General features: G+C 65.3%; 15 protein-coding genes. 9 read left to right on the top strand and 6 right to left on the bottom strand.

What is annotated here, in order from left to right; genetic code table 11:
- Positions 1-155: 155 nt before the first annotated feature.
- The 4 genes from AB4Y34_RS07910 to AB4Y34_RS07895 are packed head-to-tail and all read left to right on the top strand — an operon-like array spanning position 156 to position 3,836.
- Positions 156-1,106: a branched-chain amino acid ABC transporter permease gene (locus tag AB4Y34_RS07910; protein WP_176105253.1), complete on the top strand. Its 951-nt coding sequence runs from the start codon at positions 156-158 to the stop codon at positions 1,104-1,106.
- Positions 1,107-1,132: 26 nt separating this feature from the next.
- Positions 1,133-2,302 (top strand): ABC transporter ATP-binding protein, encoded by a 1,170-nt coding sequence (locus AB4Y34_RS07905; protein WP_368592345.1) that lies wholly within the window; start codon positions 1,133-1,135, stop codon positions 2,300-2,302.
- A 20-nt stretch (positions 2,303-2,322) separates the two neighbouring features.
- The gene (locus tag AB4Y34_RS07900; protein WP_027198609.1) at positions 2,323-3,114 is read left to right on the top strand and encodes an ABC transporter ATP-binding protein; all 792 of its coding nucleotides are present in this window, start codon (positions 2,323-2,325) and stop codon (positions 3,112-3,114) included.
- A complete protein-coding gene (locus AB4Y34_RS07895; RefSeq protein WP_168991531.1) occupies positions 3,114-3,836 on the top strand; it encodes an ABC transporter ATP-binding protein in 723 nt (240 codons plus the stop codon). Before AB4Y34_RS07900 ends, AB4Y34_RS07895 begins: the two co-directional genes overlap by 1 nt.
- 108 nt (positions 3,837-3,944) lie before the next feature.
- Here AB4Y34_RS07895 and AB4Y34_RS07890 read toward each other — a convergent pair whose 3' ends face one another.
- From AB4Y34_RS07890 to AB4Y34_RS07875, 4 genes are all read right to left on the bottom strand, one after another.
- Positions 3,945-4,238: a GYD domain-containing protein gene (locus AB4Y34_RS07890; protein WP_176105256.1), complete on the bottom strand. Its 294-nt coding sequence runs from the start codon at positions 4,236-4,238 to the stop codon at positions 3,945-3,947.
- A gap of 256 nt (positions 4,239-4,494) precedes the next feature.
- Positions 4,495-4,968: a GNAT family acetyltransferase gene (locus tag AB4Y34_RS07885; protein ID WP_176381176.1), complete on the bottom strand. Its 474-nt coding sequence runs from the start codon at positions 4,966-4,968 to the stop codon at positions 4,495-4,497.
- A gap of 19 nt (positions 4,969-4,987) precedes the next feature.
- A complete protein-coding gene (locus AB4Y34_RS07880; protein WP_368715717.1) occupies positions 4,988-6,172 on the bottom strand; it encodes an acetylornithine transaminase in 1,185 nt (394 codons plus the stop codon).
- A 314-nt stretch (positions 6,173-6,486) separates the two neighbouring features.
- Positions 6,487-7,518 carry a CDP-6-deoxy-delta-3,4-glucoseen reductase gene (locus AB4Y34_RS07875; RefSeq protein WP_176124446.1) on the bottom strand — a complete coding sequence of 344 codons (1,032 nt, stop codon included), beginning with the start codon at positions 7,516-7,518 and terminating at the stop codon, positions 6,487-6,489.
- A 94-nt stretch (positions 7,519-7,612) separates the two neighbouring features.
- On the opposite strand from AB4Y34_RS07875, the gene AB4Y34_RS07870 reads away from it, so the two are divergent.
- A complete protein-coding gene (locus tag AB4Y34_RS07870) occupies positions 7,613-8,644 on the top strand; it encodes an NAD-dependent epimerase/dehydratase family protein (RefSeq protein WP_176381178.1) in 1,032 nt (343 codons plus the stop codon).
- A 114-nt stretch (positions 8,645-8,758) separates the two neighbouring features.
- On the opposite strand, the gene AB4Y34_RS07865 is transcribed toward AB4Y34_RS07870, so the two are convergent.
- A complete protein-coding gene (locus AB4Y34_RS07865; protein WP_176381179.1) occupies positions 8,759-8,947 on the bottom strand; it encodes a hypothetical protein in 189 nt (62 codons plus the stop codon).
- A 167-nt stretch (positions 8,948-9,114) separates the two neighbouring features.
- Positions 9,115-9,825 (bottom strand): pseudouridine synthase, encoded by a 711-nt coding sequence (locus tag AB4Y34_RS07860; protein ID WP_368715716.1) that lies wholly within the window; start codon positions 9,823-9,825, stop codon positions 9,115-9,117.
- Positions 9,826-9,919: 94 nt separating this feature from the next.
- On the opposite strand from AB4Y34_RS07860, the gene AB4Y34_RS07855 reads away from it, so the two are divergent.
- The 4 genes from AB4Y34_RS07855 (at position 9,920) to AB4Y34_RS07840 (ending at position 15,382) form a co-directional block, all read left to right on the top strand.
- Complete coding sequence (locus AB4Y34_RS07855; protein ID WP_368715715.1) at positions 9,920-11,191, top strand: MFS transporter; 1,272 nt, start codon at positions 9,920-9,922, stop codon at positions 11,189-11,191.
- A 192-nt stretch (positions 11,192-11,383) separates the two neighbouring features.
- Positions 11,384-12,442, top strand: coding sequence for a MurR/RpiR family transcriptional regulator (locus AB4Y34_RS07850; protein WP_368715714.1), 1,059 nt, complete (start codon positions 11,384-11,386; stop codon positions 12,440-12,442).
- The gene (locus AB4Y34_RS07845; RefSeq protein WP_176381183.1) at positions 12,439-13,428 is read left to right on the top strand and encodes an isoaspartyl peptidase/L-asparaginase family protein; all 990 of its coding nucleotides are present in this window, start codon (positions 12,439-12,441) and stop codon (positions 13,426-13,428) included. Before AB4Y34_RS07850 ends, AB4Y34_RS07845 begins: the two co-directional genes overlap by 4 nt.
- A gap of 31 nt (positions 13,429-13,459) precedes the next feature.
- The gene (locus AB4Y34_RS07840; protein ID WP_368715713.1) at positions 13,460-15,382 is read left to right on the top strand and encodes a dipeptide ABC transporter ATP-binding protein; all 1,923 of its coding nucleotides are present in this window, start codon (positions 13,460-13,462) and stop codon (positions 15,380-15,382) included.
- Positions 15,383-15,493 lie beyond the last annotated feature (111 nt).

Below are 15,493 nucleotides of genomic sequence, written 5' to 3'. Positions count from 1 at the left end.
GCGACCGCATCACGGTCGTCAGGGCAAGCCGGCAGCGGATAACCCTTACCGGTCTTTTACATCAGTACCCGCAGTGCCGTTGAGATTCGTAGTGCATCACCGCCCACCGGCAGATGAAAAACGCGAATCCAGTCGCACGGGCTAAGGAGCAATAAATGGATATCTTCATCCAGCAGATCCTGAATGGACTGGTGCTTGGCAGTGTCTACGCCATCATCGCACTGGGCTATACGATGGTTTACGGCATTCTGGGCATCATCAACTTCGCTCACGGCGATGTGTTGATGGTGGGCGCGATGGTTGCGCTTTCCGCCATAGGTGTGCTGCAGAACCACTTCCCCGGCCTCGGCAACGTGCTGACGCTGGTGATCGCGCTGCTCATCGCGGCGGCGGTCTGCGCGGTGGTCGGCTACACGATCGAGCGCGTGGCCTACCGGCCGTTGCGCCGCGCACCGCGTCTCGCGCCGCTGATCACCGCGATCGGTGTGTCGATTCTGCTGCAGACGCTCGCGATGATGATCTGGTCGCGCAATCCGCTGCCGTTCCCGCAGCTGTTGCCCACTGACCCGATCAACGTGATCAAGGCCACCGACACGACGCCCGGCGCCGTGATCTCGATGACCGAGATCGTGATCATCGTGGTGGCGTTCATCGTGATGGGCGGCCTGCTGCTGCTCGTGCATAAGACCAGGCTCGGCCGCGCGATGCGCGCGATCGCCGAGAATCCGAACGTCGCGAGCCTGATGGGTGTGAGCCCGAACTTCGTGATTTCGGCGACCTTCATGATCGGCTCGGCGCTCGCGGCGCTCGCCGGCGTGATGATCGCGTCCGAATACGGCAACGCGCACTTCTACATGGGCTTCATCCCTGGCCTGAAGGCCTTTACCGCGGCGGTGCTCGGCGGTATCGGCAATCTCGGCGGCGCGATGGTCGGCGGCGTGCTGCTCGGCCTGATCGAGCAGTTGGGCGCCGGCTATATCGGCAACCTCACGGGCGGCGTGTTCGGTAGTAACTACCAGGACGTGTTCGCGTTCATCGTGCTGATCGTCGTGCTCGTGTTCCGTCCGTCGGGTCTGCTCGGCGAACGTGTCGCGGATCGCGCCTGATCCCGGGCCACAAGGAGTCAACAATCATGACCTCAATTCAACCGATCGAGCCGTCCACAACGCTCATCCCCGAAAAGAACCGCACGAAGACGCTGACCATCGGCATCCTTACGACGATCTTCGTGATCGCCGCGCCGATGATCATCGGCGCGGCGGGCGGCAACTACTGGGTCCGCGTGCTCGACTTCGCGATGCTGTACGTGATGCTCGCGCTGGGCCTGAACGTGGTGGTGGGCTTTGCCGGCCTGCTGGACTTGGGCTACATCGCGTTCTACGCGATCGGTGCCTACACGGCCGCGCTGCTGAGCTCGCCGCACCTGTCGACGCAATTCGAGTGGATCGCGGCGCTCGCGCCGCACGGTTTGAACGTGCCGATCTGGATCATCGTGCCGATCGCGATGGCGCTGGCCGCGATGTTCGGGATTCTGCTCGGCGCGCCGACGCTGCGTCTGCGCGGCGACTACCTGGCGATCGTGACCCTCGGCTTCGGGGAAATCGTGCGGATCTTCATGAACAACCTTGACCGTCCGGTGAACATCACCAATGGTCCGAAGGGGATCACCGGGATCGCTCCGGTGCAGATCGGCGGCTTCAGCTTCGCGCAGTCGCACTCGCTGTTCGGCATGCAGTTCCCGGCGGTGTACCTGTACTACTACCTGTTCGTGCTGTGCGCGCTGTTCGTGATCTGGACGTGTACGCGTCTGCAGCATTCGCGTATCGGCCGCGCGTGGGCCGCGATCCGCGAAGATGAAATTGCCGCCAAGGCGATGGGCATCAACACCCGCAACGTGAAGCTGCTCGCGTTCGCGATGGGCGCGTCGTTCGGCGGCTTGTCGGGCGCGATGTTCGGTGCGTTCCAGGGCTTCGTGTCGCCGGAATCGTTCACGTTCTGGGAATCGGTCGTGGTGCTCGCCTGTGTGGTGCTCGGCGGCATGGGCCACATTCCCGGCGTGATTCTCGGCGCGGTGCTGCTCGCTGTGTTCCCCGAGTTCCTGCGCTCCACGATGGGTCCGCTGCAGAACATGATCTTCGGCCATGAAGTCGTCGATACCGAAGTGATCCGTCAGCTGCTGTACGGTCTGGCGATGGTCGTGATCATGCTGTATCGCTCGGAAGGCCTGTGGCCCGCGCCGAAGCACGAAGACAAGATTGCGAAGCTGGCGAAGCGTAGCGGCAAGAAGCCGGTGCGCGCATAAGGTCCGGTGGAGAAAAAGACATGAGCGATAACGTAAGCAACAACGCGGCGATCCGTCTGTCGGTGAAGGGCGTCAACAAGCGCTTCGGCGGTTTGCAGGCGCTTTCCGAGGTCGGCCTGCAGATCCGCGCGGGCGAAATCTACGGTCTGATCGGCCCGAACGGCGCCGGCAAGACGACCTTCTTCAACGTGATCACGGGTCTGTACACGCCGGATTCGGGCGAGTTCAAGCTCGACGGCGAGAACTACACGCCGACCGCGGTCTATCAGGTCGCGAAGGCGGGCATTGCGCGCACGTTCCAGAACATTCGCCTGTTCGGCGGCATGACCGCGCTCGAAAACGTGATGGTCGGCCGTCATGTGCGCACCAAACACGGTCTGCTCGGCGCGGTATTCCAGACCCCGGCCGAACGGCAGGAAGAGCGCGAGATCAAGGAGCGCGCGCTCGAACTGCTCGACTACGTCGGCATCACGCAGTACGCGGACTACACGTCGCGCAACCTGTCGTATGGCCACCAGCGTCGTCTGGAGATCGCGCGTGCGCTGGCGACCGATCCGAAGCTGCTCGCGCTCGACGAACCGGCGGCCGGCATGAACGCCACCGAGAAAGTCGAGCTGACCAAGCTGCTCGACAAGATCCGCGCGGACGGCAAGACGATTCTGCTGATCGAACACGACGTGAAGCTCGTGATGGGCCTGTGCAACCAGATGACGGTGCTCGACTACGGCAAGGTGATTGCGCAGGGCCTGCCGCAGGACGTGCAGAAGGATGCGAAGGTGATCGAAGCTTATCTGGGTGCGGGGGTCCACTGATGTCCACGACGCAAGCAATGTTGAAAATCAAGGGCCTGCAAGTCAACTACGGCGGCATCCAGGCGGTCAAGGGTGTCGACCTCGAAGTCGGGCAGGGCGAACTCGTCACGCTGATCGGCGCGAACGGCGCGGGCAAGACCACGACGATGAAGGCGATCACCGGCCTGAAGGCGTACGCGGCCGGCGACATCGAGTACATGGGCCAGTCGATCAAAGGCCTGCCCGCGCACGAGCTGCTCAAGCGCGGTCTCGCGATGGTGCCGGAGGGGCGCGGCATTTTCGCGCGCATGTCGATCGTCGAGAACATGCAGATGGGCGCGTATCTGCGCAACGATACCGACGCCATCAAGTCGGACGTCGAGCGCATGTTCGGCTTCTTCCCGCGTCTGAAGGAGCGCGCCTCGCAATACGCGGGCACGCTGTCGGGCGGCGAGCAGCAGATGCTCGCGATGGCGCGCGCGATCATCTCGCGCCCGAAACTGCTGCTGCTCGACGAACCGTCGATGGGTCTGTCGCCGATCATGGTCGAGAAGATCTTCGAAGTGGTGCGCTCGATTTCCGCCGAAGGCATGACGGTGCTGCTCGTCGAGCAGAACGCGCGGCTCGCGCTGCAGGCGGCCAATCGCGGCTACGTGATGGACTCCGGTCTTATCACGATGTCGGGCGACGCGAAGCAGATGCTCGACGATCCGAAGGTGCGGGCCGCTTACCTGGGTGAATAAGTAGCTGAAGAGTTGGACGTGTGCCGTTTTTCGCACACCTCCTTCTTGCAACGCGCCGCACGATGCAACATCGTGCGGCGCGTTTTTTCTTGCTGACCCGTGCGTGAATTATGGGAGTTTCCCGATAACCGCACTGATTTCGTCTTTGGTAAACGCACGCAGTGTTTGCGAGCGGACATTGCCGGCCGAGCCGAGCGCGAAGCCGAAGGCGAGGAAGCTCTGCTCGTCTGCCGCTTCGACCACCGAGACAATGTCGTATTCCCCCAAGGTCCAGTAGATCTGCTTCATCTCGCAGCCAAAAGTTTTCGCCATCTCCGCCGTCTGCCCGGCTCGCTGCGCTGTGTTCTTGATCGCGCGGATCCCCTGATCCGTGAATTGCAGGAGCACCACATAAGTCGCCATGAAGATTCCCCTTAGGATTCAAACGCGTTGGGACTCGGATGCATGAGCCGCCGCGGGGAGCGTCGCGAACCGCCGCGAACGTCTCATCCAGCCCGGCGTCGTCTCTTGCGTAAACGATTCTAGGCAATCCGTCTGCCCGCCATCTGCTATTTGTCCGAATTCGCCGATATGTGCGCCGCACGTGAGAGAACCATGAAAAAGGCCGCATGCGCCAACCAGCGCATGCGGCCTTCTTTAATCAGGTGTACGACGCGAATCAACCCGCCGGGGCTGCGTCCGCGTATTGGCCGAGCCGCTTGCCGAGGCTGATCACCGCATCGGCGCGATAGCCGAGCGCATCGTAGAACGCGCGCACTTCAGCCGACGCCGACGTCAATACCTGCAAGTTCAGCTTCGGACAACCAAGCTTCGTCAGCTCGCTCTCGACGTGCGCGACGAGCCGCGTGCCGATGCCATGACGTCGCAGCGATGCGTCGACCGCAAGCGAATACAGCCAGCCGCGGTGTCCGTCATAGCCGCCCATCACGGTGCCGACGATGCGGCCGTCGAGCACCGCGACGAAGAACAGCTCCGGTTGCGTCGCGAGCTTGTTCGCGATCGACAGACGCGGATTGCGCTGCGGTCGCGTCACATCGCGATATTCGGGAAACACCTGCTGCCATAGCGCGATCACCGCTTCGGTATCGCTCGCGTCGAAGCGGCGGATCGACAGCGTCGTGTTCGTCGTCATCGGTGCGCTCCGGGGCTGATTACAGCGAGTCGAGAACTGAGCGCAGCATCGCCAGCATCTGGTCGATCTCTTCGGTCGTCACGTTCAGCGCCGGCATGAAACGCAGCAGGTTCGGACGCGCGGCGTTCAGCAGCACGCCGTCGGGCTGCATTTCGCGCGCCTTTTCGACGATCTGGTTGCCGATGTCCTTGCCGAGCAGCAGCGCGCGCAGCAGACCCTCGCCGCGCTCGCCCTTGAAGCCGCGTTGCTCGGACAGCTCGAGCAGCTTCGTGCGCAGATATTCGCCGCGCGAGCGCACGCCTTCGAGGAAGCCCGGCGCCGTCAGCTGCGAGATCACCGAGTAGCCGACCGCCGTCATCAGCGGATTGCCGTTGTAGGTGCCGCCCTGGTCGCCCGCTTCGAACACGGCGATTTCCGCCTTCGACAGCAGCGCCGCGAGCGGCACGCCGCCGCCGATGCCCTTGCCGAGCGTCATGATGTCCGGCTCGATGCCCGACAGCTGATACGCGAACAGCGTGCCAGCGCGACCGCAGCCGCTTTGCACTTCATCGACGATCAGCAGAATGTTGTGCTTTTTCGTCAGCTCGCGCAGTTGCTGCATGAATTCGCGGGTTGCGGGAATCACGCCGCCTTCGCCCTGGATCGGCTCGAGCATCACCGCGACGGTCTTCGCGTTGATCAGCTTTTCCACCGACGCGATGTCGTTCAGGTCCGCCTTCGGGAACCCCGGCACCTGCGGTGCGTAGATCGTGTCCCAGCCCGGCTTGCCGCTGGCCGACATCGTCGCGAGCGTGCGGCCGTGGAAGCTGTGGTCGAACGTGATGATCTCGAACGCGCCGTCCTTGAACTTCTTGCCCCACTTGCGCGCGAGCTTGATCGCGCCTTCGTTCGCCTCGGCGCCGCTGTTCGCGAAGAACACCTTGTCGAAGCAGCTGTGCTGCGTGAGCAGACCCGCGAGCTTCGCCATCGGCTCGTTGTAGAACGCCGGCGACGGGTTGATCAGCAGCTTGGCCTGGCTGTTCAGCGCTTCGATCATGCCGTCGTTGCAGTGGCCGAGGCTGTTGACCGCCCAGCCCTGAATGAAATCCAGGTAGCGCTTGCCGTTGTTGTCGTAAATCCACGAGCCTTTACCGTGCGTAAAAACGATTTCGGGCCGGTTCGTGATGTACATCAGCGAATCGATTGGATACTCATTGAAATTCATGACGGCAGGCTCCAGGCAAAAGGGTAAGAGCAGGGTGAAGAAACGGTGACGGTTTGGCCAATAAAAACGGCGGCCGGAAAAACAGAAAAGCCACGGCATGCCGTGGCTTTCATGATTCGAACAGCTTGCGCCCAGGTTGGTGTGTGGCGCGAGTCCGTGACGAAGCCAGCGGCGTCCCTAGGGGAGCGGCCAGCGGCGACGTCGGAGTTCGGACTGGAGGCGGTTCATGCGCGAAAGAATACGATAAGAAAAGCACCGGTGTAAACCATGAATTTGCACTGGTGCTGCATCGTGGCGAAATTGCCGGCGTGCAATCAGACCGCGTTCGCAAGATCGGCCGCGCTCGTGAACGAGTCCGCGTAGAACTCGTCTTCCGGCAGCTGGTGATGCTGCGTGAAGTCGCGCAGCGCCGATTCGACCATCACCGGCGCGCCGCATGCGTACACCTGGTAGGCCGACAGATCGGGCAGATCCTCGATCACCGCGCGATGCACGAAGCCCGTGCGGCCCGTCCATGCGTCGCCCGCATCGGGCTCGGAGAGCACCGGCACGAACTTGAAATTCGGAATCTCGCGCGCCCATTGTTCGGCGAGTTCGAGCAGATAGAGGTCTTTCTTGCGGCGCGCGCCCCAGTAGAGCGTCATGGGGCGCGTGATGTTCTTGAACACCGCATGCTCGACGATCGCCTTCAGAGGCGCGAAGCCGGTGCCCGATGCGAGCAGCACGATCGGCTTGTCCGAATCTTCGCGCAGGAAGAACGTGCCGAGCGGCGCTTCGAAGCGCAGGATGTCGCGCTCCTTCATCGTGCTGAACACGTGATCGGTGAACGCACCGCCGGGCATATGGCGGATGTGCAGCTCGATCGGGCCTTCGACGTGCGGCGCATTCGCCATCGAATAGCTGCGGCGCTTGCCGTCCTTCAGGATGAATTCGAGGTACTGGCCGGCCAGATATTGCAGGCGCTCGTTCGCGGGCAGTTGCAGCTTCACGACGATCACGTCGTCGGCCTTGCGCTCGATCGCGTTCACGCGACACGGCAGCTTCTTGACCTGCACGTCGCCGACGCCGGCCACTTCGCGGATGTCGACTTCGAGATCGGAGCACGCGGTCGCGCAGCACAGGAGCGCCATGCCGCGGGTCTTTTCGTCGTTCGACAGCGCCGACGACGAGTGCGCGCGCTGTTCGACCTCGCCGCTCACGACCGTGCCCTTGCACGAACCGCACGCGCCGTTCTTGCAGCCGTACGGCAGGCCGATGCCTTGCCGCAGGGCTGCGGAGAGCACCGGTTCGTCCTGTTCTACCTGAAACTGCCGGCCGGTTTGCCGGAGCGTGACGTTAAATGCCATAAAGTGTTCGGAATCGAAAAAACGGAATCGAAATCGGACCCGCCGGATCAACCGCGCGGTACCTGTTGCGTGTGACCGCTACAATGCGCCCACCATGAAAGCGACACGAAATTTCCGCCGGCCGCGCGTGCTGATCGTAGGATGCGGCGACGTCGGCATGCGCTGCGTGCCTCTGTTGCGGCCGCGCGCGCATGTCTTCGCATTGACCAGCCACGCCGCGCGCTGCGACGAGTTGCGCGCCGCGGGCGTGACGCCGCTCGTCGGCGATCTCGACGCGCGCCGCAGCCTCAAACGGCTCGCGCGCCTCGCGCCGACGGTGCTGCATCTCGCGCCACCGCAGAAGTCCGGCGACGACGACCGGCGCACTCGCGCGCTGCTTGCGACGCTAGGTGCAGCGGGCCGCATGAACGCTAGCGCGGCGAGGCCGTCGGTCGCGCCGATCGCGCGGCTGCGCCGCGCGCGCGCTTCAGGTCTGGACGCTGAAACACCCGCTATTGTACCCGACGGGGTGTGCCAGACCGGCGCTTCGCGGGCACCGGTGCGGGTCGTTTACGCAAGCACGACGGGCGTCTACGGAGATTGCGGCGGCGCGTGGATCGACGAAACACGCGCGACGCGGCCCGCGAATGCGCGCGCCAAACGTCGCGTGTCGGCCGAGCGGCAGTTGCGGCGCGCGACCGCGCACGGCAGCGTCGCCGCGAGCATCGCGCGGATTCCGGGCATCTATGCGGCCAACCGCCTGCCGCTCGCGCGGCTCGAAAGAGGCACGCCGGCGCTCGTCGATGCCGACGACGTCTACACGAATCACATCCACGCCGACGACCTCGCCGCGATCCTCGTGCGTCTCGCCACGCATGGCCGTCCCGCGCGTGCGCTGCACGCGTCCGACGATTCGTCGCTGAAGATGGGAGAGTATTTCGACGCGGTCGCCGATGCGTTCGGGCTCGCGCGAGCGCCGCGCATCACGCGCGAGCAGGCGGAGCGGCAGATCGATCCGATGCTGCTGTCGTTCATGCGCGAGTCGCGCCGCCTTGTGAATCGGCGTCTGAAGGAGGAATTGGGAGTACGTCTGCGCTATCCGAGCGTCGACGATTTCTTGCGCGAAGCGAAGGGGAAGGGCGGCTAGATAAAGAACAGGAAACAAAATGCCGCCTCGCGAGGCCACTTGGCCCCGCAGAAATAGCACCTGCGCCGCACTGCATCAATGCACCGCGCAAAACAAGCCGCGGTCCAACCGGCATCAGGTCAGCGTCGGCAGCACTTCCAGCAACAGGAAGCACAGCATGCCGCCGATCAACGCGCCGATCAGGTTCGGATGGTACTGGTGCCGCCGCCGCATGATGACCAGCAATCCGCCGACCAGCAGCAGCGCGAAGCAGATAAACGCGATCATCGCGCGCGAAAACGCCATCGTGCCGTCGATATGCATGGCGCCCCTCCTTGAAACCTTTGTAGTCGTTTGTTTAGACGAGTATAGGGCGACATGTAAGCAACGGCATGCTGCAACGCAGCGGCCTATGTGCGGTGCACCGCAATGCGCGAGGGCTTTCTTCGGCGCATCAAGGGCTTAGGTGGCGCACGCCGCGCGCTAGTCGTTTACCCGGCCCGCAGCGCGGCGAGGCCCGCTTCGTCGAGCCATTGCCATGCGCCTGGCGCGAGCGTCGCGGGCAGCGCGAGGCCGCCGATCCGCTCGCGATGCAGCGCCTCGCAGCGGTTGCCCGAGGCCGCGATCATCCGCTTGACCTGGTGGTATTTGCCTTCGAGCACGGTGAGCGCGAGCGTGTGGGTGTCGCGCGCCTGTGCGGCGAGCGCGGCGCTCGGTTTGGTCTCGCCGTGCAGCAGTACGCCGTCGCGCAGCGCGGCGAGCTGCGCGTCATCGAGCGGATGGCGCGTGGTCGCGACGTAGAGCTTCGGCACCTTGCGTTTCGGCGACGTGAACTGATGCACGAACTTGCCGTCGTCGGAGAGCAGCAGCAGGCCCGTGGTGTCCTGATCGAGGCGGCCGACGCACTGCACGCCGCGCTCCGCGAACTGCGGCGGCAGCAGGCTGAACACGCTCAGATGATGCTGCGGATCGCGCGAGCATTCGTAGCCGACCGGCTTGTTCAGCAGCAGATACGCGTGCTCGCGATACGGCCACTCGACGCCGTCGACGCTAAAGCGCAACGCGACGCTATCAACGGCGAAATCGGCGTCGGCATCGGTGCAGATTGCGCCGTCGATGCCGACGCGGCCGTCGCCGATCAGCGCGCGGCACTGGCGGCGCGAACCGAAACCTTGAGTAAAGAGGATGCTTTCGAGATTCATGGCGAGCGAAGAATAACACCGCAAGAACCGGAGCGCCCCGCAGGCCCCAAGCGCCGACGATGAATGCCTCACGTCACATCTCGGGAGTGCATCGATGTCCACCACCACGTCTTCGTCGTCTTCGCCGTCCAACGCGCAACGGCTGCCCCGCGCCTTCCAGCGCCTCGCCTGGTCGAACCTGTGCGCGCAATCGGCCGAACAGATCAGCCTCGCCGCCGCGCCGCTCGTCGCGGTGTTCGCGCTCGGCGCGAACGCGCGCGATACCGGTCTGCTGCAAACCGCGCAGACGCTGCCGTTCCTGTTGCTGTCGATGCCGCTCGGCGTCTGGGCCGACCGCCGCTCGCGCCGCGTGCTGATGACGCTCGCCGAGAGCGTGCGGGTCTGCGCGATGCTGTGCGTGCTGCTGCTGGTGCTCACGCATGCGCTGAACCTGCCGCTGCTCGCCGCGCTCGGCTTCGTCGCGGCGACGGGCACGGTTGCCTACAACGTCGCGGCGCCTTCGCTGGTGCCGTCGATCGTGCCGCGCGAAGCCTATGCGAGCGCGAACGGCCGGCTCGAACTCGCGCGCAGCGTCGCGTATTCGGCGGGGCCGGCACTCGGCGGCGTGCTGGTCGGCTGGATCGGCGCGGGCTGGGCGTATGGCGCCGCGGCGGGATTGTCGGCGCTCGCGGTCGCGTTGCTTGCGGGATTGTGCGAGCCGCCGCGCGCGGCCGCGCCGCGGCGGCGCTTCATGCTGGAGCTGCGCGACGGCACCCGCTTCGTGCTGCGTGATCCGCTGCTGCTGCCGATCCTGCTGACCGCCGTGTTCTTCAACCTCGGCTTCTTCATCCTGCAGGCGGTCTATGTGCCGTACGCGGTGCATCGGCTCGGGCTCGACGCGTCGGCGGTCGGCGTGACGCTCGGCGCGTACGGCGTCGGCATGGTGTGCGGTGCGCTCGCGGCGCCCGCGGTCGCGCGGCGTGTGGCGTTCGGGCGTCTGCTGATCATCGGGCCGTCGTGCGGGCTGCTCGCGTCGCTCGCGATGGTCGCGACGCTCGTCGCGCCATCCTTCTGGCTCGCTCTCGCTAGTTTCTTCCTGCTCGGCGTGGGACCGATCCTGTGGGTCGTCGCCTCGACCACGCTGCGTCAGGCGATCACGCCCGAACGCATGATCGGCCGCGTGTCCGCGCTGATCAGCACGGCGACCTATGGCGCGCGGCCGGTGGGCGCGCTGCTGGGCGCTGCGCTCAGCGCGCGCTGGAGCATCGACGTGTGTCTGGTTGCGGCGGCGTTTGCGTTTCTCGTGCAGGCGTTGATCATCGTGATGTCGCCGGTGGCGCGGCTTACGGACATTCCCGAGCAGAGCGCGGCGCCAAGCGCGCGCTGAAGCCTTCCAGGCGCCCCGATGAAAATTCATTTTCATCGGGGCGCAGCATGTCGCGGATGCCGAATACCTTTATCCGACGGGCTTTGGTCGGTGAAAACCCTCAAAGTATGAAAATGAATTTTTTTCGGCGCGGGTTTCATGTAAATATGTTTTCATCAAGTCCAGCTAGCCCAACCGCGCCTGTCCGCACGCATGATCCATCACCCGTCCGCTGTGTCGAACCCCGCCGAGCAAGCCATTGCCGCGCGCATCAGCGCCGCGATCCCGACGCTCACGCCGATCCACCAGCGCATGGGCGAGTACGTGCTCGCCAATCTGTTCCGCGCGGCGACGATGCGTATCGACGAACTCGCGAGCGTGGTCGGCGCGTCGGTGGCGAGCGCGAATCGTTTTGCGCGCGCGCTCGGCTTCGACGGTTATCCGCAGTTTCGCGAGGCGCTCGTGCGTGGCTTCGAGGCGACGCTCGCGCCGGTCGAGCGGTTGCGCAGCGCGCAGGAAACGCTCGCGGCCGGTGACGACCTGATCGACGCGTCGCTCGAGCAGGCCGCCGACAATCTGCACGCAACGCGTACCTCGATCGATCGCGCGACCGCCGATGCCGCCGTCGATGCGATCATCGCCGCGCGCCGCGTATTCGTGATCGGCTTTGGCGCCAGCGCGTTTCTCGCGAGCCTGATGGAGCACGGCCTGCTGCCGTATCACGAGAACGTGCATTCGCTTGCGCTGAGCGGCGGGCCGTCGCATGCGGCGCGGCACCTCGTGCGTTCGGGCGCGGGCGATCTCGTGATCGGCATCGCGTTTCCGCGCTATGTCGAAGACACGATCGAGCTTGCGCGCCGGGCGTCCGAGCGCGGTGCGCGCGTGCTTGCGCTCACCGACGGTCCGCGCTCGCCGCTCGTGCGGTTCGCGGACCTGGCACTGTATGTCCGCACCGACCGGCGTCTCGCGTCGAATGCCGATTCGGCCGTGCTCGCGGTCATCGAGGCGTTGTGCGACGCGGTCGCGTATCGCGCGCAACGCTCGGTCAAGGCGGCCGCCGAGGTCAGCGAGTTCGTGCTGCCGTGGCTGTTGGATCCGCAGTCCGGCGCGGCCGGCGCCGTGCAGGAACCGGCGCGCGCCGCGAGCAAAGCCGCTCGCGCAAAGGCCGACGGCGGCTACGCCAAAGGCATCAAAGCAATGGATACCGAAGCAAAAGCCATCCCGGCAGTCCGCACTCCCCGAACCAACCGCATTCCACGATCCAAACGATGAACTCCAACGCAGTCATTGCCATTCACGGCGGGGCAGGGACGATCCTGCGCACGTCGATGTCGGCCAGCGCCGAAACCGAATATCACGCGGCGCTCAACGCGGTGCTGAGCGCTGGGCAGCGCGTGCTCGCCGACGGCGGAAGCGCGCTCGACGCGGTCAGTGAAGCGGTGCGGCTGCTCGAAGATTGCGCGCTCTTCAACGCGGGTCACGGGGCGGTCTATACGGCGGCCGGCACGCACGAGCTCGACGCCGCGATCATGGACGGCCGCACGCTCGACGCGGGCGCGATCTGCTGCGTGAAGCGCGTGCGCAATCCGGTTCTCGCCGCGCGCCGCGTGCTCGAGCGCAGCGACCACGTGCTGTTCACCGGCGAAGGCGCGGAAGCGTTCGCCGCCGCGCACGGGCTCGAGTTCGTCGATAACAGCTACTTCAATACCGACGCGCGCTATCGGCAATGGCAACTCGCACGCGAGCAGCAGCGTCCGATGCTCGATCACGACGCCGCGACGCTCGCGTCCGCGGCTTCAGGCAACGGCGACCCGATGCCGCACGAGCCGATCGATCCGAACCGCAAGTTCGGCACCGTCGGCGCGGTCGCGCTCGACCGTCACGGGCATCTCGCCGCCGCGACCTCGACGGGCGGCGTGACCAACAAGCAGGTGGGCCGTGTCGGCGACACGCCGCTGATCGGCGCCGGCTGCTACGCCGACGACGCGACCTGCGCGGTATCGACCACCGGCTCCGGCGAAATGTTCATGCGCATGGTCGCCGCCTACGACGTCGCCGCGCAGATGGCCTATCGCCAGGTGTCGCTCGAACAGGCCGCGCACGACGTCGTGATGAACCGCTTGCCGAAGATCGACGGACGCGGCGGACTCGTCGCCGTCGACGTGCATGGCAACGTCACGCTGCCGTTCAACACCGAAGGCATGTACCGCGGTTTCGCACGGTTGGGCGAAGCGCCGGTGACGGCGATCTATCGCTAACCGCGTTCGAATTCAAAGCAAAGGAATCACCGTGCCGACTTCCTCGCACACCGCCAGCCCGCTCATCGAAACCCTGCCGCCGCAGCGCGTGCTCGCGGTCGAGGGTCTGACGGTCGCGTTCCGCCGCGGCGACTCGACCTTCAACGCGGTGTGCAATCTGTCCTTTACGGTCGAGCGCGGCGAGACGCTCGCGATCGTCGGCGAATCGGGCTCGGGTAAGTCGGTCACGTCGCTGGCGCTGATGCGGCTGATCGAGCATGGCGGCGGGCGACTTGCCGGCGGCAGCATCGCGTTCCGGCGGCGCGACGGCAGTGTGCTCGATCTCGCGAAGACGTCTTCCGGCACGATGCGCACGGTGCGCGGCGCCGACATCGCGATGATCTTCCAGGAGCCGATGACCTCGCTCAATCCGGTCTTCACGGTCGGCGACCAGATCAGCGAGGCGATCGCGCTGCACCAGGGCAAGAGCCGCGAGGCCGCGCGCGCCGAAACCTTGCGTCTGCTCGAAATCGTGCGGATTCCGGAGGCGAGGCGCGTCGCCGCGCGCTACCCGCATCAGCTGTCGGGCGGCATGCGCCAGCGCGTGATGATCGCGATGGCATTGTCGTGCAAGCCCGCGCTCTTGATCGCCGACGAGCCGACCACCGCGCTCGACGTGACGATCCAGGCGCAGATCCTGCAACTGATCCGCGGCTTGCAGGATGAGATGAACATGGGTGTGATCTTCATCACGCACGACATGGGCGTGGTCGCCGAAGTGGCCGACCGGGTCCTCGTGATGTATCGCGGCGAGAAGGTGGAGGAAGGCGCATCGGACGCGCTGTTCGCCGCGCCGTCGCATCCGTACACGAAGGCGCTGCTCGCGGCGGTGCCTCGGCTCGGCTCGATGCACGGCACCGATCAGCCCGCGCGCTTCCCGATCCTGACCGTCGAGCAGGCCGGCGCGAACGGCGCCGATGCCGCGGTGCAGCCAGCCTCCGCCGTCGCCGAAGAAGCGCAGCCGCCGGTGCGCGACGACACGCCGCCGATTCTGCGCGTGCGCGATCTGGTCACGCGCTTTCCGGTTCGCAGCGGCCTGTTCGGCCGCATGACAGGCCGCGTGCATGCGGTCGAAAAAGTCAGCTTCGATTTGCGGCCCGGCGAGACGCTCGCGCTGGTCGGCGAGTCGGGCTGCGGCAAGTCGACCACGGGCCGCTCGCTGCTGCGGCTCGTCGAAAGTCAGAGCGGCTCGATCGAATTCGCTGGCAACGAAATCAGCTCGCTGAGCGGGCCCGCGTTGCAGGCGCTGCGCCGCGATATCCAGTTTATTTTCCAGGACCCGTTCGCGTCGTTGAATCCGCGCTTGACCGTCGGCTTCTCGATCATGGAGCCGCTGCTCGTGCACGGCGTCGCGCAGGGTGCCGAAGCGCAGGCGCGCGTCGCGTGGCTGCTCGAGAAAGTCGGCTTGCCGGCCGAGGCCGCGCGTCGCTATCCGCATGAGTTTTCGGGCGGGCAGCGTCAACGTATCGCGATTGCCCGCGCGCTCGCGTTGAATCCGAAAGTCGTGATCGCCGACGAATCGGTGTCCGCGCTCGACGTCTCGGTGCAGGCGCAGATCGTCAATCTGATGCTCGATCTGCAGCGCGAACTCGGCGTCGCATATCTGTTCATTTCGCACGACATGGCCGTGGTCGAGCGCGTCAGTCATCGCGTCGCGGTGATGTATCTCGGCCAGATCGTCGAGATCGGTCCGCGTCGCGCGGTGTTCGAGGCGCCGCAGCATCCGTACACGAAGAAGCTGATGAGCGCGGTGCCGGTCGCCGATCCCGCGCGCCGTCACGCGAAACGCCTGCTCGCCGCCGACGATATTCCGAGCCCGATCCGCGCGCTGCACGACGAGCCGGTGGTCGCGCCGCTCGTCGCGGTGGGACCGGATCACTTCGTCGCACAGCATCGCGTCGGCGGCGCGTATTGAGCGAAGCGCCGCATCGCGTTGAAGCGGAAAGACCTGAAGCAAAACTGCAGCACCAGCAACCGCAGCACAAACCAACTGAAGCAAAAGCCAACCACAAAGACCCTGTCACAC

This window comes from Paraburkholderia sp. BR10954, from assembly GCF_040965775.1.
GTDB lineage: Bacteria > Pseudomonadota > Gammaproteobacteria > Burkholderiales > Burkholderiaceae > Paraburkholderia > Paraburkholderia youngii.
The sequence above is the reverse complement of the archived record's forward strand: the minus strand, read 5'-3'. Positions and strand labels throughout refer to the sequence as shown.